13 protein-coding genes are annotated in these 22,550 nt (G+C 57.6%); 7 read left to right on the top strand and 6 right to left on the bottom strand.

Translation table 11 applies throughout. The features are described 5' to 3' along the window. Positions 1–7: 7 nt before the first annotated feature. Genes GSQ80_RS13890 through GSQ80_RS13880 form a run of 3 tightly spaced genes read right to left on the bottom strand, consistent with a single transcriptional unit; the run spans position 8 to position 4,655 of the window. Entirely contained in the window at positions 8–418 is a 411-nt protein-coding gene (locus GSQ80_RS13890; protein ID WP_158788182.1) for a cytochrome c, read from the bottom strand. A gap of 7 nt (positions 419–425) precedes the next feature. Then, positions 426–2,714, bottom strand: a complete 2,289-nt coding sequence (locus tag GSQ80_RS13885) for a tetratricopeptide repeat protein (RefSeq protein ID WP_158788181.1) — start codon at positions 2,712–2,714, stop codon at positions 426–428. 54 nt (positions 2,715–2,768) lie between these two features. After that, positions 2,769–4,655 carry a CRTAC1 family protein gene (locus GSQ80_RS13880; protein WP_158788180.1) on the bottom strand — a complete coding sequence of 629 codons (1,887 nt, stop codon included), beginning with the start codon at positions 4,653–4,655 and terminating at the stop codon, positions 2,769–2,771. Positions 4,656–4,962: 307 nt separating this feature from the next. Here GSQ80_RS13880 and GSQ80_RS13875 point away from each other — a divergent pair, with 307 nt between their 5' ends. The 3 genes from GSQ80_RS13875 to GSQ80_RS13865 are packed head-to-tail and all read left to right on the top strand — an operon-like array spanning position 4,963 to position 8,974. Further along, positions 4,963–7,809, top strand: a complete 2,847-nt coding sequence (locus tag GSQ80_RS13875; RefSeq protein ID WP_158788179.1) for a sensor histidine kinase — start codon at positions 4,963–4,965, stop codon at positions 7,807–7,809. A 2-nt stretch (positions 7,810–7,811) separates the two neighbouring features. After that, entirely contained in the window at positions 7,812–8,438 is a 627-nt protein-coding gene (locus tag GSQ80_RS13870) for a response regulator transcription factor (RefSeq protein ID WP_158788178.1), read from the top strand. Further along, a complete protein-coding gene (locus GSQ80_RS13865; RefSeq protein WP_158788177.1) occupies positions 8,435–8,974 on the top strand; it encodes a hypothetical protein in 540 nt (179 codons plus the stop codon). The genes GSQ80_RS13870 and GSQ80_RS13865 overlap by 4 nt, the downstream gene beginning before the upstream one ends. 3 nt (positions 8,975–8,977) lie before the next feature. Here the strand turns inward: GSQ80_RS13865 and GSQ80_RS13860 are convergent, their stop codons facing one another. The 3 genes from GSQ80_RS13860 to GSQ80_RS13850 are packed head-to-tail and all read right to left on the bottom strand — an operon-like array spanning position 8,978 to position 14,867. Beyond that, positions 8,978–11,164, bottom strand: coding sequence for a discoidin domain-containing protein (locus tag GSQ80_RS13860; RefSeq protein WP_158788176.1), 2,187 nt, complete (start codon positions 11,162–11,164; stop codon positions 8,978–8,980). Next, positions 11,161–12,930, bottom strand: a complete 1,770-nt coding sequence (locus GSQ80_RS13855; RefSeq protein WP_254059640.1) for a CRTAC1 family protein — start codon at positions 12,928–12,930, stop codon at positions 11,161–11,163. Before GSQ80_RS13855 ends, GSQ80_RS13860 begins: the two co-directional genes overlap by 4 nt. Further along, a complete protein-coding gene (locus GSQ80_RS13850; protein ID WP_371315717.1) occupies positions 12,927–14,867 on the bottom strand; it encodes a CRTAC1 family protein in 1,941 nt (646 codons plus the stop codon). Before GSQ80_RS13850 ends, GSQ80_RS13855 begins: the two co-directional genes overlap by 4 nt. 145 nt (positions 14,868–15,012) lie before the next feature. Here GSQ80_RS13850 and GSQ80_RS13845 point away from each other — a divergent pair, with 145 nt between their 5' ends. The 4 genes from GSQ80_RS13845 (at position 15,013) to GSQ80_RS13830 (ending at position 22,450) form a co-directional block, all read left to right on the top strand. Then, entirely contained in the window at positions 15,013–16,023 is a 1,011-nt protein-coding gene (locus GSQ80_RS13845; RefSeq protein ID WP_158788175.1) for a tetratricopeptide repeat protein, read from the top strand. A gap of 317 nt (positions 16,024–16,340) precedes the next feature. After that, on the top strand, positions 16,341–20,201 hold the full coding sequence (locus GSQ80_RS13840; protein WP_158788174.1) for a carboxypeptidase-like regulatory domain-containing protein: 3,861 nt from the start codon (positions 16,341–16,343) through the stop codon (positions 20,199–20,201). Positions 20,202–20,325: 124 nt separating this feature from the next. Further along, positions 20,326–21,282, top strand: coding sequence for a lipopolysaccharide assembly protein LapB (locus tag GSQ80_RS13835; protein ID WP_158788173.1), 957 nt, complete (start codon positions 20,326–20,328; stop codon positions 21,280–21,282). A 28-nt stretch (positions 21,283–21,310) separates the two neighbouring features. Continuing rightward, on the top strand, positions 21,311–22,450 hold the full coding sequence (locus GSQ80_RS13830) for a lipopolysaccharide assembly protein LapB (protein ID WP_158788172.1): 1,140 nt from the start codon (positions 21,311–21,313) through the stop codon (positions 22,448–22,450). Positions 22,451–22,550 lie beyond the last annotated feature (100 nt).

The following is a 22,550-nucleotide window of genomic DNA, read 5'->3' as shown; positions in this document are numbered from 1 at the left end:
CGGGATTTTAGTTGGGGTCGGAGTCGGTCGAAGTAGGAGGGGGTGGCGCGGGGTGAGGCGCTGCGGGGACTCGGACGAACTTGCGTTTGGCTCGGAGATACGCGACGAGGTCTTCGATTTCTGGGTCGGTGAGTGAGCTTGCGAAGGCGGGCATCGACATGCCTCCGTCATGAATCTGGTGCGCGATCTGTCCTTTGTTCATGCGCTTGCGCACGAGTTGGAGGTCAGGACCTCGACCGCCGCCTACGCCTGCTGGGCCGTGGCAATGGGCGCAGCCGTGTTGCGCGAACAGTTCTGCTCCGCGTTGTTTTGCGTTTGAGTCTGCAGCTACCGAAGGCAGCGGCTGCAGAATGGTTAGTCCGACGATGGCGCAGCCCACCGCTGCGCAAATGATTGCTGATTGTAGAAACGCTCGCATGAAACTCCTATTTCAGGGTAGGAGAGTTAGGCGAGCTTTGTCCAGATTGAGGGGCTGCGGCCGTCACAGGAACTGGCTGAGTCTCATCTGCGCCGCGCTGGTCGAGGTCGTGGACGTGCCATGGGACGCTTTCCTGGGCGACTTCACGATGCTTGCGGAGGTACTCGAGGGCGTAGGTGCTCGCGGTGGGGTCGTCCTTCTGATCGGCGAAGTACGCTGATTCGACTGCTGCCTTATCCTTCAGGCCAAGGCGGCGGTAGATGATGGAGAGGTTGTAGTGGGCGGCCAGATCGTCGGGATCGATGGACTGCACGTACTCGTATTCCGTACGCGCGAGGTCGTACTTGTGTTGCTGGTACAGCGTGAAGCCGAGCTCGCGATGGGCGTCGCGGGATTGCGGGAACGCTGCGATGACCTTCTGGAGATTGGCGATCGCGTCGTCGACTTTACCCTCGTTGCGCTGCACGAGTGCGAGGTAATAGAGGGCGCGCGCGTTGTCCTTGGCTAGTGACAACGACTTTTGGAGGTAGGGAAGCGCGTCGTTGTACTTCTCCCACGCGATCAAGGTAATGGCGATGTTGGTGGGGGCGTCGGCGTAGTCGGGACGGAGTTTTGCGACGTGCGCGAAGGCATCGACGCTGGCGGCATACTGCTGCGCATCGAGCAGGGCGATTCCGGAGTTATTCCATCGCATCCACTCGGGATTTTCGTTGAGCAGCGGCTTGGTGGCGTCGTTCTGGCCAACGTTGAGGGTGCGCGAGGTGCTGACCATGTCGACGATGGGCTGCTGGTAGTGCTGACCCTGAGGCATGCTCATGCCAAAGTCCATGAAGGTCTGGTCGAAGCGCCGGTAGCGGACGGTTGCGGTTACGGTGACCGGGCTATCGGTGTGAGGCATGGTGAATTCGTAGCGGATCAGTTGCGAACGTCCGGACTGGATGGTGTTGTTGAACGCAACAACGCGGTTGTCCCAGACCTGATGCAGGTCGTTGATGCCGCCGCTCTTGTTGATGAGGCGGTTGGTGAAGCTGTGGGCCGCTGGATCGAGTTTGCCGTTGGGCTGGATGAAGCCGCTTTGCGCGAGGGTCTTTCCCTGTGCGTTTTTGACGGTGAAAGCAACCCAGGACTCATACATGTCGCGTTGCTCGGGGACGTGCGAATGAGCGATGCCCTTGTTCTGGATGACGACGGAGACGGTGACACGCTGACCGGCGTTGAGGGTGAAGGGATCTTTGCCGAGTGGAGCGATCAGGCTTGCCTGTGTGCCTTCGGGCGCGCTCGGTTCTACTGCGAAGATGTCGACGTTGAAGACGTTATTTTGCAGGAACGCGGTGACGCGCTTCATCTGCTCTTCGAAGTGATAGTACTGCGGGACAACCGTGTTGGCGCCGAGCCAGCGATGCGAGGCGAGCTTGCCATCCTTGGCGCCAGGGTCGGGCAGGGAGACTAGAGCTTCGCGTTGCATGTGACAGGTCTGGCAGGTGGAGACGACATCCTTTTTGTAGAAGGGAAGAGGGGACTGTTTGGCGAAAGACGAGACCTGGTATTCCTCGTAGAGTGAGATCGCGCGCTGCCACTTGTAGTCGTTAAGCGTTCTGGGTAGAGCCGCTTTGTGGCAGGAGGAGCAAAACTCCGGCGTCTTGTAGAAGGGCTTCATGACGGCCGCGGAGTGACGATCGAGGTGGGCGAGGATTTCCTGATCGGACACGGGGCCGTGAATGGGCTTACCGCTTTCGTCGACCATGACGGCGGGTTCGCCGAGGACGTAGCTGCCCGTGCCACGTGTGGTGACCGACTGGATGGAGTGGCAGACCATGCAGGTTACGCCGTCTTGATCGTAGGGGCGTTTGCGTGGGGCGCCTTCGGTGATTGCGCCGGCTACGACGGCGATGGGATCGTGGCAGCCCTCGCAATGACGCGAGAAGCTGATGCCCTTTTCAGCGTTGAGTAGGTTAACGTTGCGGAGATACCAGGGTGCGCGATTGGAGTTTGAGTGGGCGGACTGACGCCACTCGGCGTGCGCCTCCTGGTGGCAGTGGCCGCAATATTGAGCGGTGGCGAAGCTCTTAGGGTCGATGAACTTGCCGGTGTCGGAGGTCATGTTTGATGGCAGAAATGGGTGGTCGACACCGTAGCGGTAGGTGTAGTCCTTGGCGATCTTTTGGTTATAGGCCAGGCGGGATTCGGGTGTGTCCTGCGTCTGCGCCACTGCCGCTAATGAAAGCGCAATCGAGAATGCAGCCGCAGAGGTGAGGAGTCGCGCGGACGGTGTGAGTGAGATGAGGCGACGTTGCATTTCGAATCCTCGAAAACTGAAATATCAGGGTGAAGGTGTACATGAACAACGTGTCTAAGGTTTTGTGGGTGTGAAGGGTTTTCCCTGGCCTTCGGTGAGGGTGACAATGCGATCGATGTCGGGGACGGCAAACTGTTCGACTGCGCCGCTTGGCCAGTGGACTTCGAGCGAGTCGTCTTTGGTGGCGGAGCCGAGGCCGAAGTGGGGGCGCATGTCGGAGGTGGATGCATAGCTGCCGCCGGAGAAGATGTCGGCCCGCTGGCGGGTGCCGTTGGCGTTGAGATAGAGAGTCGCACCGATTGCATCCCTCGGACTCTTGGGTCCGCCGACTAACTTGAATGCGACCCAGTGGTTGGTGTTTGGATCCACATTCTTGAGTAGCGCGGGGACGGAATCCATGTTGTTGATGGCGGCATCCAAGCGGCCGTCGTTGAATAGATCGCCCACGGCGAGGCCGCGAGAGGCCATGACTTCTGCCAGGCCGGTGCCCTCTACGGCGGGGACGGGTTCGAGATGTTTGCCTGCGTCGTTATGGAAGAGGAGCGGCCGTTCGGCCCAACTCGTTCCCCAGTTGTTGGTATCGGCGTTCTTGTAAACGTGGCCGTTGACTTCGAGCAGATCTTTCCAGCCGTCGTTGTCGTAGTCGAGGAAGGCGGTGCCCCAGCCGAGGAAGGGAATGGTCATGTCGGCGATGTGGGCGTCATCGCTGATGTCGGTGAAGTTGGCGTCGCCATCGTTGCGGTAGAGGACTTTATAGTCGTCGGAGAAGGTGGTGTTGAAGATGTCAATTTCGCCGTTGTTGCGATAGTCACCGACGGCGATGCCCATCGAGGCGGTCTCGCGGCCTTCACGGTTAAGCGCGTAGCCGGAGGGATAGCTTTGGTCCTCAAAGGTGCCGTCACCCTTGTTGATGTAGAGGTAGTTCGGGGTGGAGTCGTTCGCAACCAGGAGGTCGACTTTGCCGTCATTGTTCACGTCGATGAAGACGGAGGAGAGCCCGTAGTAGCCGGGCTTGTCGGCGACGCCGGCCTTCTCGCTGACGTCGGTAAAGGTGCCGTCGCCGTTGTTGTGGAAGAGGTGATCGCTTTCGCCAGGGAGGCCGCGCGGTCCGCAGTAGGTGCGCACGCCGCGGTAGCTGCAGAAAGTGAGGGGCAAATTGTCGGTGTCGGTCATCTGCGACTTGATGTCGTAGTGAACATACCCGGGGACGAAGAGATCGAGCTTGCCATCGCCGTCGTAATCGCCCCAGGTGGCGCCGGTTGACCAGTTGCCAAGCGCGACGCCGGCCTTCTCGGCTACGTCGGTGAAGGTGCCGTCATGATTGTTGTGGTAGAGCCGATTTTTACCGAAGTTTGAGACGTAGATGTCAGGCCAGCCGTCGTTGTCGTAGTCGGCGACCGTTGCGCCGAAGCCCCAGCGGTCGTTCGCTACGCCGGCTTTGGCGGTGACGTCGGTGAAGGTGCCATCGTGATTGTTATGGAAGAGCGCGGCGTGCGGCGGAAGGGCTTTACCGTCGAATGCGGCCTGTGTGCTTCCGTTGACGAGGTAGATATCGAGCCAGCCATCATTATCGTAATCCAGCAACGCGACGCCGGAGCCGATGCTCTCGAGGATGTATTTCTTGTCGGGCGTACCCATTACGTGGTGCCACTTGGTCAGGCCAGACTCTTCTGCGATGTCCTGGAAGACGATGGGGCCGGTCTTGACGGTGCCGCCTTGAGTGATGGGGAGATGATGCGCGTCGGTGACGGGCGGATAGACGCCCGCGGTGCTGGAGCCGCCATGGGCTGGGGGCTGTGCGCCTTCCTGCGCTTTGTCCTTCTGGGATTCGAGGGGCGTCGTTGTCTGGCTGCGCAGAGGTGTGGAGCAGAGAAGGAAAGCGGCGGAGAGGATAAGAGCAGGGTGCGTGACGCGCTTTGCAGCGGCAAGAGTCAATGACATGATGAAGCGGTTAAGTCCTTTCCGTGTTGCGCGCTGGCCCTGATTTCCGGATAGCGAGCCGCCGCTATCTTACGTGAATCAGGGGAATTATCAGCGTTCCCCAAAATAGCGTGAAAAATCAGGTTCGGGATCAACCATTCGATGGAGGAGTGGGTCTGAAGAAGGATTTTTCTGCCGGCGGCGATCTAAGGTGTCTCCCAATCTGCGATACCGGCCAGGGTAGCTGACCGCTTCGGAGCGAAGGAAGGCCTTCAAAATGTGATGCATATGGACAAACGTGGGAGCGGAGCCGCATGCTGGAGGGAGGATGCAACTATTCAAGTTCTCTCTGCGTGCATGGCCGTTTCGGACGCTGTCCTGCGTTCTGGTGCTGGCTTGCTTGCTATCGCAGGCTAGAGGACAGAATCTTAAGTATCTGAGCCAGCAGGCCTGGTCGACCGAAGAGGGACTTCCGCAGAGTAGCGTGCACAGCATCGTGCAGACGGCCGATGGCTATCTTTGGATGGCGACTGAGGGTGGGCTGGTGCGCTTCGACGGAGTTACGTTCCAGACATTCGATCGGGGTAACCAGCCTGCGTTCACGAGCGATGATGTTTGTTGCCTGGCGGCGGATGGCCATGCGCTTTGGATTGGCACCGCGGATGGAGTGCTTCGGCTTCAGCAGGGACAGTTTCATCGCTACGGCACCGTTGAGGGGCTTGCGTCTGCTGCGGTGGAATCGATCCACGTGACGAGCGAGGGCGCGCTGTTTGTTGAGACTGCAGATGGATGGTCGCAATGGAGCCAGACGAATTTCAAGCGGCTGCAGAAGACGCCGGCTGAAGGGAAGGCAGATGGATCTGGATTGATCGCGGTGCCGGGCAGTTCGTCCTGGAGATTTTCTTCTGCCGTGGTCTCCGGCGGAGGTCGCGAATGGCACGTTGGGAAAGAGTTGCCGACGGGACGCGTCCAGACGGTGCTGGTAGATCGAGAAGGATTGGCGTGGGTGGGAATGAATGGTGGGCTATTCGTTCTCGGTGCGGAAAAGTCGGCGGCGACACCGGTGACGCTGCTGAACGGTAACTCGGTGCTCTCGCTGTTTGAGGACGCGGAAGGGAATCACTGGGTTGGGACGGAGACGTCTGGCTTACATGTACTGCGACGGCTGGCATTTCGAAGCGAGGCCGCGCTGGCGGACCAGGCGGTGACGAGTGTCGCACAGACAAAGGACGGATCTATCTGGGTGGGAACGCGGGATGCGGGCCTTCGTCACGTGCGCGCGGATGGAACGGAGGAGCAGATCCCTGAAAACAAGCTGACCAGTGGCGTGATTTTATGTCTTGCGCCTGAATGGACTGGGGGCCTTTGGGTTGGGACGCCCGATGGCTTGAATTTCATTGGGCCGGACAATTCGGTGCGACGAATTACCTCAGCCGATGGCCTTCCGGACGATTACATACGCGCCCTGGTTGGGGACAGCGACGGATCGGTGTGGGTGGGGACGCGCCAGGGATTAGCTCATGTAGAGAGGTTCGGAGAACATCTCAGCATCCGAACGCTGACAACAAAAGATGGATTGGGGGGAAACCTGATCGGCGCCCTGATGTTCAGGTCGGGTGAACTCTGGACAGCCACATCGGGAGGTCTGTCGGTTGTTCACAACGACGCGACGATAAAGAACTTTACGGCCAAGGATGGACTGGGCGCGACGATCGCTACCGCCATGGCTGAGGATCCTGCGGGGCACCTGTGGGTCGCGGGCAATGATGGCAGCTTGAGTTATATGAGCGGCGAGAGGTTTCTTCCTGTGGGCAGGTTCACCGAGCAGGCACGCGACGGCAACATTGAAGGAATCACAATTGATCGGTTGGGATTCTTCTGGTTTCGAATGGATCGTGGCATACGTCGCATCGCCGTGAACGCGCTGACGGGGTGTGTTGGCAAGGATCGCTGCACCTTACAGGACGGAGCGATGGTCCAGTACGGGCTAGCCGATGGCCTGCCGAATGACGAGGTGGTTGCGGGGGAGCCTTCGGCAGGCTGGCTGATGAGTCATGGAGAGATATGGTTTCCGACGCGAGGTGGCGTGGCGATTGTGGATTCAGAGCATCTCCCTGCAAACACAGTTGCGCCGCCTATCGTCCTGCAACGGTTTTTGGTGGACGATCTCTCCGAGCCGATTGAGGCGGGATCGATCGATATTCCGTTCGGACATGCGCGGTTCACGATGGAATATGCGGGGCTTAGTTTTACGGCGCCATCGGAGGTGCGCTATCGCTTTCGGCTCGATGGTTTCGATAAGAATTGGGCCGATGCCGGCAATCGCCGCTCCGCCACTTATACCAATCTCACCCCCGGCCGTTACGTGTTTCACGTCCAGGCTAGGAGTAAGGATGGGGCATGGAACGATGCAGGCGCTCAACTGCGGTTCCGCATTGTGCCGCCGATTTATCGCAGGTGGTGGTTTCTCCTGCTGAGCCTGCTGGTGATTCTGGCACTAATTGCGGGGATGTATCTACTGCGACTTCGACGGCTGGAGCGAGAGTTCGATGCCGTGTTGGCCGAGCGCAATCGTATGGCGAGAGAGATTCACGATACGCTGACACAGGATTTTGTGGGAGCGTCACTGCAGCTTGATCTGATTGCGCAGCACTTAAATCGCGGCAAGTTTGAGCTTGCGCTCGAGCAGGTGAAGCGTACCCGTCAGCTGGTGACGGAGGGTCTGGAGGAGGCGCGGCGAAGTATCTGGGAGCTGCGCGTGAACAACTCGCAGGATAGTTTGCCAACGAGGCTCGGCAAGGTTGTCCAGCGCGATACGTTCAGTGCGATCCATCCGCGCTTGCATGTCGGCGGAGCCTATCGAGTGGTCGATCCAAAGGTGGAGAGGGAGCTCCTCCGTATTGCGCAGGAGGCGCTTTCGAACGTGCTGCATCACGCGCGCTCGGCGGAGACATCCGTTGAGCTGCATTACTCGAGTGATATGCTGATGCTCACGATTGAAGATAAGGGTGTGGGGTTCACAGTGAACGAAACATCCGGTAAGACAGGGCATTATGGACTGTTGGGCATGAAGGAGCGGGCTGCCACGATCGATGGCACGCTTGAGGTCACAAGCGATCCTGGACGGGGAACCAAGGTGACGTTGCGAGTGCCGATAGCCCAAAGCGCGAGGTAGAGATGGCAGACAGAATTCGCATCATGCTGGTGGAAGATCACCAGGTTGTTCGGCAGGGACTGGTTGCGCTGCTTTCGACGATGGATGATCTTGAGATCGTTGGATCCGTCGGCGATGGGCTGGAGGCGATCGAAACGTTTCGCAAGGTCGAGCCGAACGTTACGTTGATCGATCTGCAGCTGCCGAAGCTGGGTGGGGCCGATACCATTCGCCAGATCAGGACTGAGTTTCCGCAGGCGCGATTCATCGTGCTCACGACATTTGATGGCGATGAGGATATCTATCGGGCACTACAGGCCGGGGCGCGGGCTTATCTGCTCAAGGGCATGCCGCTTGAGGAATTGGTGACGACGATTCATGCGGTACATAACGGCAAGTTGCATATTCCGTCCTCGGTTGCCGAGAAGCTGGCCGAGCGCCTGAGTGGACAGGAGTTGACGCCTAGAGAGCTCAGCGTCCTGGAACGAATCGTTGCGGGACGAGCGAACAAGGAGATCTCCGCCGACCTTTCGATCTCGGAGGCAACAGTGAAGACTCACATCAACAGCCTGCTCGGCAAGCTGGGCGTCGCGGACCGAACCCATGCTGCTACGGTAGCGATTCAACGTGGGTTGGTGAGCCACCGATGAAGCTAACTCGCAGGGATATACTCCTGGCGGCGATCCTCTGCACGGTATCAGCGTCGATGGTTGCACAGGGAAGTGGAGCTGGCTCGAAGCGAGACTGGCGAGCAGCGACGCCCGCGGAGCTCGAAGCTGTTTTGCCCGCGCGAGCTCCGGTGGAGAAAGAGCATATCGAGACGGAGATGCGTTCGGCGAGTGGTGTCATCGATTCCCGCAGCCGGGTGATAGCGGCTGTCGTGTTGATTACCGCTGGCTATGCGGCGAATGGCAAGTACTACTACTATCTTCTCGCGCAAACTCCGATACGGATTGGCAGCAACATCGATCTTGCGCCGGGATCGTATGCGATTGGATGGACACGATCTAGCGATGGCCTGCTGGTGCACATCTATGAGGCGGAGACGGGCGTTGAACGCGGAACAATTACGGCGCATCCGCTCGGTCAGCCGTTGCCGATTGTGTCGATTAAGATCTGGCCGCCTTCGGAGCGGAGCGTGATTCAGATCGGCCGTTTCGTTCTTCCGTATTCGCTGGGTGATTGAGCTTCAGGGAGCGAATGTTTTTGCTTCGATCAGCCGCAGCCTGGCTGGAGCTGGCGGGTTCTTGAAGACGATGCGGAGTTGCTGGGTGCGGAGCGAGGGAAAGCTAATCCGATTTTCTCCATTCGCGATGGGAGTCTGTGGAGCACGTGTCCGTTTCGGAATTTCCTTCCAGCCATCGTCGTCCTTGTATTGCAATTGGAAGGAAGAGGGCGGCTCGAAACGTTCGCCATCCGCGAAGAAATACAGCTCGATGGAGCCGATAGTTTGCGGCGTCCTGAGATCGATTTGATACCAGCTCGTTGCGGCTGAGTCGGCGGCGGAAGGCGACCATCCGTTTGCAATCTCCGGGAAGAACCACAGCCGGCCATCGATCGCCTGCTCTGCCGGGGCGGCTGGATCCACGGAGGATGCGCTGGTGATCGGGCCGCCCGGGAAGCCAGGATTCACGGCGAGATCGATCCTGTGTAGAGGTGTCTGCGTAGCTGCTGTAGTGATGGCGCGTGAGAGTCTTGGCAGGGTCACCCGTGTGAGCGCAAGCGGGCCAGGTCCGGAGACGCGCCGATGGTCGGCGAAGATCGAGAGGCCGGCGCCGAGGTGATAGCGACTGCCGTCTTCGTCGTAGAAGACGCTGATGTCGTGGTGGTGATAAGCGAGGTCTTGCAGCGCGAAATAGCGGATGCGCTGATTCGTTCCGGGTTGTACCGGAACCAGCGGATCAAGTTCGAGGACATTGTCGGCGCGCGGTCGAATGCCGATTAAGCCGCTGAGAATCAGATCGATATAGGTCGAGTGAAAGTAATGGTGTGATCGAGGCAATCCCACGATCGGCGCGCCGGTGTCCGGGTTGTAATCCTCTTCGATGTCAGGCTTTCCCGGAGCTAGAAAGTGCTGGTTCGTGTACTGGCGCAGCAGGCGAAGATAGTCCGCTTTGCTGATGGCGGAGGAGGGATAGTCGTCCAGAAGATTGGCGAGACCGGTGAGCGCTTGGGAGGTCTGAAAGGGCCATGACGGTCCATTCCACTGGCACTCTGGCTGGCCTGTTGCCTGATCGTATCGATATTGGGTGAGGTAGCGCGGATACGAAGGCTCGGCGGTGCGGAGGCCGTGAGCGCCGGCGAGTTGGTCAGGTGATAGGAGGTGCGACCAGGCCTCCGCATAGGTTTTTGACGAGACTGAATCGTCGTCTGGAGGCAGCTCGAAGGCCCATGGAACGTAGCCGACCAGCTCGCGTCCGCGAATGAAATCGCCGGCGGTTACATAGGGCGTTGACCGCTGATAGCGATCGGTGAAGTGCTGGAGCTCGGGGTTCCACAGCTGCACGAGCATCGCGGAACGGAGGCGTTCTGCGCGCTCGCGGTAGTCGCTGGCAACGTCCGGCACGTGGGCTTCGGTGGCGATTCGAGCAATCGCCATCGCGTTCGCATATTGATAGCTGTTGATCGATGAACGATAGGCGAAGCCGCCGGTAAAGCCGTTGTGATTTTGGTCCTTGCCTGGGTGGTCAGTGAAGCCGGCGCCCGACGCATCGATAGAGGAGATGGTGTACTCGGTTGCATCGGGGAGCGGCTCAATCCAGTAGAGGTTGCGGGCGCGATCGAAGTGATCGTCCCAAGCGTTGTAGATGTATTGCATGGTGTCGAGATGCCGCAGCGCGGGGCCTGAGTCGCCGGTTACGAGGGTGGTCGCATAGGTTGCGGCAGCGATGGACTCTGAAAAGTGCCGGTCGTTGGCTGCGCCTGTGTAGAGATGATCGATGAGATCGTCAACGACCGTAGGGTCTCGCATCCAGCGAGCTTCCATGAGGTGAAAGGAAGCCGAGTCGTTCAAATCCGTATAGGGCTGGCGGGCCCACGGAACGTTGTCGAGGAATTCGAGGATGGTTGTGCCCTGTGGGCCGATCTCGCGGATGTGCGAGCGCAGCAGCTTCCAGCGGTAGAAGTAGATCTGTTGAATCTCAGGGTCGTCGATCTCGAGGAATGGAATGTTGTTAAGGAACCACGGCGCGTCGGCTCCGAAATATTTCTGCGCCATCGCCTCGCGCGGGATGGTGGGTTCCTTGATTGCGGACTTCTGCGCAGCCAGGGTGAGGGGAAAGGCGGTAATTAGAAATGCCGCGCCAAAGCTTGCCAGTCTTGGAAGTATGCGCGCTCCACCCATGAGCGCCGCCTTCGGGTCTGAGTGGATGATCATGGCTTTGAAGCCTGCGTCGCGGGTTCGTTGACGGTGAGGATCTGGTCTGCGTGAATATTGTTAAGCGTCTGCAGGATCCCGCTTGGCCAACGGATCTGTATGGATTGCGCGACGGATGCTGCGCCCAAACCGAAGTGTGCGCGCTTGTCGCCGGCTGAAAGGTAACTGCCACCCGTGGTGACGGTGACCCACTGAGAGCCGGCTGCCGTGGTCAGTTTGATGACGGCTCCGATGCCGTCGCGATTGCTTTTGTGGCCGATGAGCAAGAGCGTAAGCCAGTGATTGTCGGTCTTCGTCTCGTTACGCAAAACGTATGCCGGGCCGCCGTTGGTGGTGAAGACTGCATCGACGCGGCCATCATTGTCGATGTCTCCGACCGCCAGGCCTCGCCCTACCCACCGCTCTTTGAAGACGTCTCCGGATTGCGAAGAAACGTCGACGAAGCCCTTGCCGGTGTTGTATGCAAGGAGCGGTGGCTCCTTGTAGTGGAGCTGCGGATAGTTCAGCTCAACGGTGTCGAGGTCATGGCCTTGTGCGATGAGCAGATCCTTGCGGCCATCATTGTCGTAGTCGAGAAAACGAATTCCCCAGCCTGAGTGCAGCAGCGTCATGCCACCGATGCCGGTGACGTAGCTGTCGTAGGAGAAGCTACCGTCGCCATTGTTGCGATAGAGAGCGTACTTCTGATTGGCGAGATTGGTGATGATGAGGTCGGGCAGGCCGTCGTTGTCAAAGTCTTGCAGATCGATGCCCATGCCGGCATAGGTGCGACCATCGCCGTCCACTGCGATCTCCGCGGGCATGCCGAGTTCTTCGAAGGTGCCGTCACCCTTGCCGTGGTAGAGATACTCGACCATGGAATCGTTGGCAACGGCAACGTCGACCTTGCCATCTCCATCGAAGTCGCCGATCGAAACACCTAGACCCTTTCCAGGTCGATCGAGGCCGATCTTTGCGGCGACTTCGGTGAAATGCCCGTGACCGTCGTTGTGATACACCAGCGGGTTGATGGGCTCGAACGTGTCCGGATGACAGTAGGAGCGGCGACCCTCAGTGTGCTCGCCGCACCAGATATCGTCGAAGTCCCACTTCACGTAACGCAGCACGACGAGGTCGAGCAGGCCATCGTTATCCAGGTCGACCCAGGTTGCTGAGGTTGACCAACCACTGCCACCGGTGCCCGAATCCTGAGTGACATCGGTGAAGGTGCCGTTGCCGTTGTTGTGATACAGGTGGTTACCGCCGAGGCCGGTCACATACAGATCGTCGTATCCATCATTGTCGTAATCGCCGACGGCTACGCCCATGTCGTAGTTGATTCCCTTGAGGCCTGACTTCTCGGTCACGTCCTCGAAGGTTCCGTCCGGCTTTTGATGGTAGAGGCGGTTCCAATACTTCGGCCCGGTCTTCTGCGGAATGGTTCCCTTGGGTGTTGGATCGCTGAGCGGCGCTCCGTTGGCGAAGAAAATGTCGAGTCGGCCGTCGTTATCGTAGTCGAAGAGAGCGACACCGGATCCCATCGTTTCGATCAGATATTTTTTGTCGGTGTGCGAAGCCTGTGCCAGGAAGTCGATATGACTCTGCTGCGTGATGTCGATGAAGTTGCCGGGAACGACCTTCGGCGCTTTTGTCGCGGCGGCCGTTGGAGCCTCAGAGCCGTTCGCCGCAACCTGCGCGCACGCGCGGATAGCAAACGCAATGCTCAGCAGACACAGGCAGGGAGCGAAGAGCAGGGTCGTGCACGGCTTGGGCAATGGGAGCTTCACTTCGAGAAGGGCACTCCTTTTCCTTCGACGAGGTTTACGATCTGGTCGAGGTGGGAGACCGAGAAACGTTCGCGCGCGCCGCTGGGCCAGTGGACTTCGACTGCATCGATCACGGTCGCGTCGCCAAGACCGAAGTGCACACGCGGATCATTTGTGGATTCGTAGCTCCCGCCTGAGACAACATCTCCGCGCTGTTTGATCTTATTCGCGGTCAGATAGACCGTCGCTCCTACGGCGTCGCGAGGGCTCTTCGGACCGCCGGTCAGTTTGAACTCGATCCAATGATTCTTGTCGGGAGAGACGTTGCGGAGCAGCGCCGGAACGCCGTCGAGGGCGTTGATTACCACGTCCAGCTTGCCGTCATTGAAGAGGTCTCCGACGGCCAAGCCGCGACCCACATAGGTCTTCGCTAGAGCGGTGCCTTCTACTGCAGGCATGAGGTCGAACTTGGTTCCGTTGACATTGCGAAATAGCAGCGGTCGTTGCGCCCAACTCGTACCCCACGGCATTTGGTCGACGGCCGGATAAACATGCCCATTGGCTACGATGATGTCTTTCCATCCGTCATTGTCGTAATCAAAGAAGGCCGCGCCCCAGCCGAGGAAGGGAATCGTAGGTTCGGCAATTCCTATCTGGTAACTGATGTCAGTGAAGTTTGCACCACCATCGTTGCGGTACAGCGGGTTGTAATCATCGGAGAAGACGGTGTTGTAGACGTCGATGAGGCCGTTGTTGCGATAGTCGCCGGTGGCCAATCCCATGGACGCGGTCTCACGACCATTTTCATTCAAGGCATACCCAGAAGCGTAGCTGTCATCGTCGAAGGTTCCGTCGCCCTTATTGATGTAGAGATAGTTCGGCGTCGAGTCGTTGGTCACCAGGAGGTCCGGTTTGCCGTCGTTATTCACATCGATGAAAACTGACGACATGCCGTAGTAGCCATTCTTGTCAGAGACGCCCGCCTTCTCGCTGACATCGGTAAACGTTCCATCGCCGTTATTGTGGAACAGGTGATCGGGCTCTCCCTTTAATCCCCGCGGTCCACACATTACGTTGACGCCGCGGAATTGGCATTGGCTGAAATTCACTGCTTTGGTACCGGGGGCCGGTGGGTTGGCCAGGTCATAGTGCAGGTAGCCGGGCACAAAAAGGTCCAGACGGCCGTCGCCGTCGTAGTCGCCCCAGGTTGCGCCACTCGACCAGTTGCCGAGGGTAACGCCGGCCTTGTCGGCAACGTCGGTGAAGGTGCCGTCGTGGTTGTTGTGATAGAGGCGGTTCTTACCGAAGTTGGAGACGTAGATGTCTGGCCATCCATCATTATCGAAGTCCGCGATGGCGACGCCCGTCCCCCAGCGGTCGTTGGTGACACCGGCCTTTTCAGCAACATTGGTGAAGGTGCCGTCGTGATTGTTGTGGAAGAGAGCCGCTTTGGGTGCAGTTGACTTGCCCGACAGCGCGTCATAAGTCGATCCATTGACCAGGTAGATGTCCAGCCATCCGTCGTTGTCGTAATCGAAAAGACCGATGCCCGATCCATTCGTTTCAATGATGAATTGCTTTTCCGGAGTACCCATCACGTGTTTCCAGGTCGTAAGGCCCGCCTGGCGCGCGATGTCCTTAAAGAGGACGGGGCCGGTCTTGGTGAAACCGCCAGCGGTGATAGGCCGATGTTCCGCGTCGAAGACCGCCGCGTGAGCTCCGCCTGTATTGGATCCACCCATCGCTGATACCGGGGGAAGCTGGTTGGAGGGTTTGGACTGTGCATCTGGGGTTTGCGCCGCTGGTGCCGAGGTCTGCGCCAGGCTATTGTTCGCAGCAAACAGGAGAAGGGGAAGAAGCAGGACAATGCACGGCCGGAGGGTTTGAAGCGGGGCACGCTTCGTCAGAATCGAGATCAAACGTTTCCAGAAGGAGAAAAAAAACACAGCGGATCTCATCCATCCCTATTCTTGCGTTTCCAAAGATATTCGCTTAAGTAAACAATTTCTACCAGATTCCCTATCGCAGCGCGAACGACTCTATAATCCAGTCTGACTGCCTCCTGTCATCTCCGCGATCCGGATAGATTCGTGGCCAGGTGAGATGACAAAAGGGAATTGGCGCTTGAAGGATTTCAGCATCTCCGCTGCTACGAATCGCCGGCTTCGGACCCCTGGTCCATGGATAGCTCTCACCCTGGTGGTGTGCTGCGCGAATCGGATTCACTCGCAGATCCCCAATATGCCGGCGCCGCAAGCCGAAGTGGGGGAAAGCACCTTGCAGGGAATTCAGAAACTAATTGACGCAGGAGAATTCAATCATGCGGCGTCCCAGCTCGGTTCTTTTCTCAAGAATGATCAAAACTCCGCGCGGGCGCACACCATGCTGGCCTACTGCATGTTGCGAATGGACGACCCAAAAGGCTCCCTGGCTGAGTACACACGATCCGCCGCACTGGCGCGCCCAGACTCAACGGACCTGCAGAATGTTGCGAAGGACTATGCGCTGCTCAACGATATTCCTGATGCAGATCACTGGATGATGCTTGCGGTGAAGATGGACCCGAAAAACGCGGAGGCGTGGTACGGGCTTGGTCGTATTCGGTACACGCAGCAGCGCTTTCAGGATGCGGCCGACTGCTTTGAGCGTGCGCTGGTCTTCGATCCACGCAGCGCTAAAGCGGAAAACAACCTTGGTTTGTCCTATGAAGGACTCAACCGCACCGACGACGCGATCTCCGCATATCGGAATGCAATTCAATGGCAGAAGGATAGTCCGCACCCCAGTGAACAGCCTCTGCTTAACCTTGGCATTGTGCTGTTGCATCAGGGCAAACTGCCGGAAGCGGAGCAGCTTTTGACGCAGGCCGCGTCGATCGCTCCCCGCGATTCCAATATTCGAGAGCAACTAGGTCATTTGTATCTGCAGACAAATGAACTTCCGAAGGCACAGTCGCAGTTCGAACAGGCGATCGCGCTTAGTCCGAAAAACCCGGCTCTGCACTTCCTTCTGGGAAGGGTTTACCGAGCTGAGGGCGAGGATGAAAAAGCGAAGGCTGAATTCGCGCGGTCGGAGGCGCTGAGCGGATATCGCTCGACTCCCGAAAGTAACTAGTCCCGGATCTCACGCAAACAGAGGGACATATGCCCGTAAAATCGTGATTTATCGAAGGATGGGTAGCGGGTTCGATCTTTCGGTTGATTTCTTCTTGACAGTGTTCTTCGCGGTGGGATATTCTTCGCGACGATTTCAAGGTAGTGAATTACGCGTAGTTGAGAAAACGCTTCCTTAAGATTTTCTCAGATTTCGCGGTTAGAAACGATTCGATGGGTCGGTACCCGCTGTTCAACCTCATGTCGATGAGGAGTGGGCACACGATCAGGACGCAGAGAAAGTTCTATTTGCAGTTCGTACCCTTTCAGGAGCGCTTAATGATGAGTTTTAGAAGAATCTGCAGTCTAGTCCTCGCAGTCGTCTTCGCTACATCCGCCGCCTATGGCCAATCCAGCCATGGTTCCATGGCCGGCACTGTCACCGACCCGACGGGCGCGGTCATTCCCGGAGCTAAGGTGCTTGTCACCGAGCAGGCCACGGGAACCAAGACTGAAACCGTATCGACCTCCTCCGGCGACTACAGATTCAACGAGCTTCCGGTAGGAAGCTACACAGTCACTGCGACCGCTGCAGGTTTCACGACTGCAACAGCGACCGGCGTCCAGGTAACGGTCAACAGCATCTCCTCGCTCAATGTGAAGCTGGCCGTCGGCTCGCAGACTGAAAACATCACGGTAGATGCCAGCGGCTTGCGGCTTGAGACGGAGAGCTCCGAGGTCGGGGGTACCGTCTCCAATAAGCAGGTAGAAGATCTGCCGCTGTCGCTGGCCAACGGCGTCGGCGGTCTACGCTCTCCAGAAACGTTCGTCTTCCTGTTGCCCGGCACGACTGGCCCAGGCACGGGTACGAGCGGCAACACGGGCAACGGTGTGTTCTTCTCCCGCCTGAGCGGCGGACAGGCGTACGGCGCTGAAGTGCTGCTCGACGGCGCCAGCATCACGCGTAGTGAGAACGGTTCGTCCTTCGACGAGACCTCGCCTTCGATTGAAGCTCTCCAAGAGTTCAAGGTGACTACCTCTACGCCCTCCGCGGAGTTTGGCCGCACCACGGCCGGTATTGAAAGCTTTTCGGTCAAATCGGGCACCAACACCTATCACGGATCGGCTTATGCGATTGTGAAGAACAGGGTGTTCGATGCCAACAGTTGGTTCAACAACGCCTACAAGTCACTTAATTGCATTGGCGTTCCCGAGGTGAATTGCAATTACAGCAAGCCTCAGGACAGTAAGTATGATTACGGCGGGGTGTTGGACGGTCCGGTGATCATTCCGCACCTGTACAACGGGAGGAATCGCACCTTCTTCCTGTTCGCCTGGGAGAAGTACCAACTTCATTTGGGAAGTGTTGCCGTCTCGACTGTTCCAACGGCGGCAGAACATGGAGGAAACTTCACCGACGTTCTAGGCGGCCCGGTCCCGGGCGGAACGGCGGTACCTGGAATTCCGTATGACGTCCTTGTCAATCCGTGCACCGGCCAGCCGGTCTTGTACAACCAGATTTTTGATCCCACGACGAGCGTTCAAAACAGCCCTGGCATCTTCTGCCGTACTCCTTTGCTGAATAACACGGTGCCGAGTGGATACATGAGCTCTGTGGCCCAGAAGCTGATGGCCGGGTTCCCAAACCCGAATCAGACTCCGTTGTCTACCGACGTGTTCGGTTATACAGGCAACTATTCTCAGGCAGGTGTTGCGCCGAACACGAATACAACCTACAGCATCCGTATCGACCAGAACATCGGGGATAAGAACAGGATTTTTGCGTCGTATAACACTCGGCAGAACTCCAAATTGACAGCGGCTCCTAACCTTCCTGAGCCATTCAACAGCAGCGGGTACCCGCAGACGTTTACCACGCATTACGTCCGTGCTGGTTGGGACTACCTGTTCACCCCGACACTGCAGAACCATGTGAACCTTGGGTATAACCGCACGAACAGCGTCAATATCGGTGCAACCCTTGATAACAAGCTGACCGCATCCTCAGCGGGTCTGGCGAATGATTACTCAACCTTTTACCCGGTAATCGTGTTTCCCAGCCCGGATCAACCGACTACCTGGGGCCAACAGCAGAACGGAGACAATATCGATAATGGCGTTCGCGTCAACGATATCGTCAGCTGGCAGAAGGGCAAGAACAGCATCACAATGGGCATCGATTGGCGCCATCAGCAATATTCGGTTATCCAGTACAACCAGGACACGCTGAACTTCTATCGTGACCAAAGTGCCGGCGTCAGCAATAGCTGCTGCGGATCTGGTAATCCATTCGCCAGCTTCCTCATGGGTGAAGTCGGTAACGGCAGCCAGGCTGTCTTCAACGATTCTCCGCGATGGAACTCGTGGTACATCGCTGGTTTCTTCGAAGATGACATGAAGCTTGGCCCCAATCTTACGCTGAACCTTGGTATTCGCTACGATGTCGATGTACCCCGCCACGAGGCTGAAAATCGCACGTCGGAGCTGAGCCTTACAGCGCCCGATGCAGCGGCTGGCGGCCTTCCCGGCGCGCTGGTGTTCGGTACCAACTGCCACTGCAATTCAGCATGGGCAGACACCTGGTACAAGGACATTGCCCCGCGCGTGGGCTTTGCCTATGTGTTGCCCGGGACCAACAACAAGCTGGTTCTTCGTGGTGGCGGCGCAATTATTTACGGTCCGCTTCAGTACAACGACTTCGGCGGCGCCATGGCCTTCGGATACAACCAGAACCGGGACTTCTTCCAGGGACAGACACCAACAACCGGCGGCGCCTTCACCCCGGCCTTCCGGCTTGATGCGACCTCACCTGCAGATCCGACCAATCCCACCATCGGATATCCGAATGTCAGCTACGCTCCCAGCTTGGACCCGACGCAGCTAACTGCTCCCAATGGGCCAGGAAGCTTTGACGCCGTGGGCGGCGAAGTGATCCAGCCGAAGGACGGAAGACCCTCGATGACCACCAGCTGGAGCATGCAGTTGCAAGACCAGCTGGCACAGGATTTGATCTTTACCATCGGATATCTCGGCCAGGTTTCGCAGAACTTGCGGTCTGGTGACCTCTCCAATATCAACAACATCAATACGAGCTATTTCGGTTTGGGTGATCATCTCAATAACTCTCAGTACTTTATTCCGCAGGGTGGTTCGAATTCGGGAGTCAATGCCCCGTACTCGAGCTTCGAGGGCGCACTAGGGCAGGCGCTTCGTCCGTTCCCGCAATACGATTACATCCAAGGTGACTGCTGCCTGGAAAACCTCGGTCACTCATCGTACGAATCGATGATCGTATCCTTGGCCCGGCGCTTCCGCAATGGGTTCAACCTGCAGGCGTCCTATACCTGGTCGAAGAACCTGACCGACGCGGATTCGACGATTCCGTTCAGCTATGTGAACGGAAACCAGTTGGAGCAGGCAGAAGGCTCCAGCAACCTGAAGCTCAATAAGGCGGTCAGCGTTCAAAATACGCCGCAGCAATTCTCACTCAGTTATCTCTATCAACTGCCGTTTGGAAAAGGAAAGAAGTGGCTGAACAATAATACGTTTGTGAACCTCCTGGTTGGCGGCTGGCAGGTAGGCGCGATCCAGCGCTACCAGAGTGGCCAGCCGATCAGCTTCGGTTGCGCCACCGGAATTCCGTTTTACCAAAACTGCATCACGTACGACTCAGGGCCGGCATCACTAGCCGGTACAGACTTCGCGAGTGCTGCCTACAAGAAGAACAAGAACGGCCCCAGCTTCTTCAATGGCCAGTCATGGTTCAAGCCAGCCTACCGCGCTCCGGGTACGAACGGCGAAACCGATCCGGGCGTTCCGATGGCGCAGGCTGCATTCGTGGATGAGAACCGCGAGGGTCAAAACTGGCCACGTCCTTTCACCCCCGACTGCGGAAACCAGGCGGCAGGCAACTTCTGCTCATCGCTTCCGTTCACCCTTGGCAACTTGCGTCGCGTGACCGAAGCAATTACAGGTCCCATCTATAAGGCTGAAGATGTCAGTGTGATCAAGAACTTCCAAATCAAGGGAAGGGTTGCGTTCCAGCTGAAGGGCGAAGCATTCGATGTGTTCAACCGGCATCGGATGGGGTTACCCGACCAGCAGCCGGGCGATTCGACGTCGGCCACTGGATTCGGTATTCCTACCTTCACCGATTACGGTCCGAGAAATATGCAGGTGACCGGAAAGATCACCTTCTAATTTCGTGGCAAACTGCTGTTCCTGAGAGCGAGAGGCCAAGCGAGAGCTTGGCCTTTCGCCGCTAGCTGGATTCTTGAGTTGCTCCTGAGATGCGCGTGTGGTTAGAATCGGGCACCTAGGAGCTATGTTGCTAGCAGCCTTTTTTGTAATCGCAGTGGTGGCGGCTGGCCAATCGGCTCCAGCGGCTCCGCAACAGGATCGCGTTTTGCAGGCTCAGCATCTCCAATCTCTCGGAAACAATGATCAGGCCCGCGATCTGTACGAGCAGATTCTTCAAGTCGATCCCTCCAATGCTGAGGCCAGGGAAGGGATGTCTTCTTCTACTGAACGCCTCGCTCTGAGTGCTCGCGCTGCGGGCCAGATGGATGATGCTCTCGCTGATCTCGTGCGAGCTCAGAAGGTCGAGCCGAACGACACCCGTGTGCTCTACGACCTCGCCATCCTCGAAGATGAAATGCATCTCTACAGGGACGCGGACAAAGTTCTCGATCAACTCGTTTCCATCGCGCCGGACGAACCTAACATCCTCTACGCACGCGCCCGGGTTAAGTTCGATCTCGGTCAACTTGATGCTGCGCTAAAGGCGATGCAGGCCTATCTCGAGGTCAAGCCGCTGGATGCTTCGGCCCATTATGGTTTAGGCAGAATCTACCTTCTACAGCTGCAATTCGACCAAGCGCGTGCAGAATTTCAGAAGTCGATCAGCATTCAGCCGCGTCAGAGTGAGGCCTATTACCAGTTGGGTCAGACGGATCTTGAGCAGGATGATTACAAAGACGCCATCGAGCTTTTTCACAAGACGCTCGAACGCGATCCTCAACATGGAGGCGCTCTGACCGGGCTTGGTATAGCCTACTTTAAACAAAAACAATATGACGATGCCGCGCAATGGTTAACCAAAGCAATCCAGGCCACGCCCGACTACCAACCGGCTCATTACTATCTTGGCCTTGCGCTAGCTCGCCTCAACAAAGCGGACGATTCGCGCCGCGAGCTCCAAACCGCAGCGGCTTTGGCGGATAAAGAGAACAAACAATCCGCGTCTCACCTGCAAATCATCGGGCCCAACGCTCAACCCTGATTCTTTTAGTGCACGAGGCTCAATCAAGATGCTGAATTCCAGCCAACACCTGCACGCGTTCCGCGGCCGAACCACCAAAGGAGCTTTGCTGCTGGCATTCGGCCTGCCCGTATCCGCGCAGGTCGCCGATCCCGCCGATCGATGGATGAATCAGGGCGCAACTGCGATGCGACAAGGAAACATTCCGGAAGCCGAACAGGATTTTCAGCGTGCCCTCACGGTTTCCCCCCATGATGCGGACGCGTATCTTGGCCTGGGAATGGCACAACTGCGCGAGGGTAAGCTCGATTTGGCGGTGCAATCTCTCACCAGGGCGAGTGAGCTGAAACCGACAATTCCCAGTGCGCACATGTTTCGTGGCATCGCGCTCTTTCAGATGAACTCGATCGATGCAGCCGTCGACCAGCTCAAGGAAGAGATCAAACTTCAGCCGAAAGATACTGAGGCTCTCACTTGGCTAGGCATCATTGAAATTCAAGCAGGTAGGCCAGAGGACGCATGCGGATCTCTGGACCAGGCGGCCAAGCTTAGTCCGGGGGATCAAAATGTCCTCTTCTACCAGGTGCGCGCGCACACCCTTGCTGCACAGCGGGCCTTTCGGGCTCTGTACAAGATCAACCCTGACTCCTGGTATGTTCACCGCGCCCAGGCCGAGATTGACTCAGAGGCCCATCAGCCTGATAAGGCCATCGAGGAATATAAGGCCGCGATCAAGGCGCGCCCTGGAGTCCCTGACCTCTATGAGGCTCTCGCCGATGAAGAACAAAAAGTTGGCCGGTCTCTCGACGCCACGAACGACTATCAGACTGTGCTCACGCTGCATCCCAACGACCCTATCGCTCTCTTCAACCTGGGGAAGATCCAGGTCGAGACTGGCGATCCGACCCAGGGGGTGGCTTACCTGCGCCAGGCCGTCGAAGCTCACGCGGCGCCGGCACCCACAGATTTCTACCTCGGCCTTGGCCTATCCAAGTTGGGACAGAATGAAGAGGCTGCCACCTGGCTCGAGCGCGCTCTCACCAATTCGCCCTCGGATTCCATTCTGCAGAGCGTTTACTACGAATTGGTCCGGGTGTATCAGAAGCTTGGCCGTAAGGACGATTCGGAGCGCGCGCTCGAGGAACTCAAGAGGCTGAAAGCTCAAACGGCTCCGGGTGGGCAACCCTAGCAGAATCATTTAAAACTCAACATTTTTCGTTGACAATTCAGTTGCGCAAAAAGTATGGTTCTTGTCGGTAAACGTTTGCTGATTTCCATTGTGTATGCCG

Source organism: Granulicella sp. L46 (assembly GCF_009765785.1).
In the GTDB taxonomy this organism is placed as follows: Bacteria; Acidobacteriota; Terriglobia; order Terriglobales; family Acidobacteriaceae; genus Granulicella.
This window is presented reverse-complemented; position numbering and strand designations above follow the sequence as displayed.

Bases quoted from the DNA above. Each gene is read 5' to 3' on its own strand.
- GSQ80_RS13890 (WP_158788182.1), bottom strand. From the start codon at position 418: ATGCGAGCGTTTCTACAATCAGCAATCATTTGCGCAGCGGTGGGCTGC.
- GSQ80_RS13885 (WP_158788181.1), bottom strand. From the start codon at position 2,714: ATGCAACGTCGCCTCATCTCACTCACACCGTCCGCGCGACTCCTCACC.
- GSQ80_RS13880 (WP_158788180.1), bottom strand. From the start codon at position 4,655: ATGTCATTGACTCTTGCCGCTGCAAAGCGCGTCACGCACCCTGCTCTT.
- GSQ80_RS13875 (WP_158788179.1), top strand. From the start codon at position 4,963: ATGCAACTATTCAAGTTCTCTCTGCGTGCATGGCCGTTTCGGACGCTG.
- GSQ80_RS13870 (WP_158788178.1), top strand. From the start codon at position 7,812: ATGGCAGACAGAATTCGCATCATGCTGGTGGAAGATCACCAGGTTGTT.
- GSQ80_RS13865 (WP_158788177.1), top strand. From the start codon at position 8,435: ATGAAGCTAACTCGCAGGGATATACTCCTGGCGGCGATCCTCTGCACG.
- GSQ80_RS13860 (WP_158788176.1), bottom strand. From the start codon at position 11,164: ATGATCATCCACTCAGACCCGAAGGCGGCGCTCATGGGTGGAGCGCGC.
- GSQ80_RS13850 (WP_371315717.1), bottom strand. From the start codon at position 14,867: ATGAGATCCGCTGTGTTTTTTTTCTCCTTCTGGAAACGTTTGATCTCG.
- GSQ80_RS13845 (WP_158788175.1), top strand. From the start codon at position 15,013: ATGACAAAAGGGAATTGGCGCTTGAAGGATTTCAGCATCTCCGCTGCT.
- GSQ80_RS13840 (WP_158788174.1), top strand. From the start codon at position 16,341: ATGATGAGTTTTAGAAGAATCTGCAGTCTAGTCCTCGCAGTCGTCTTC.
- GSQ80_RS13835 (WP_158788173.1), top strand. From the start codon at position 20,326: ATGTTGCTAGCAGCCTTTTTTGTAATCGCAGTGGTGGCGGCTGGCCAA.
- GSQ80_RS13830 (WP_158788172.1), top strand. From the start codon at position 21,311: ATGCTGAATTCCAGCCAACACCTGCACGCGTTCCGCGGCCGAACCACC.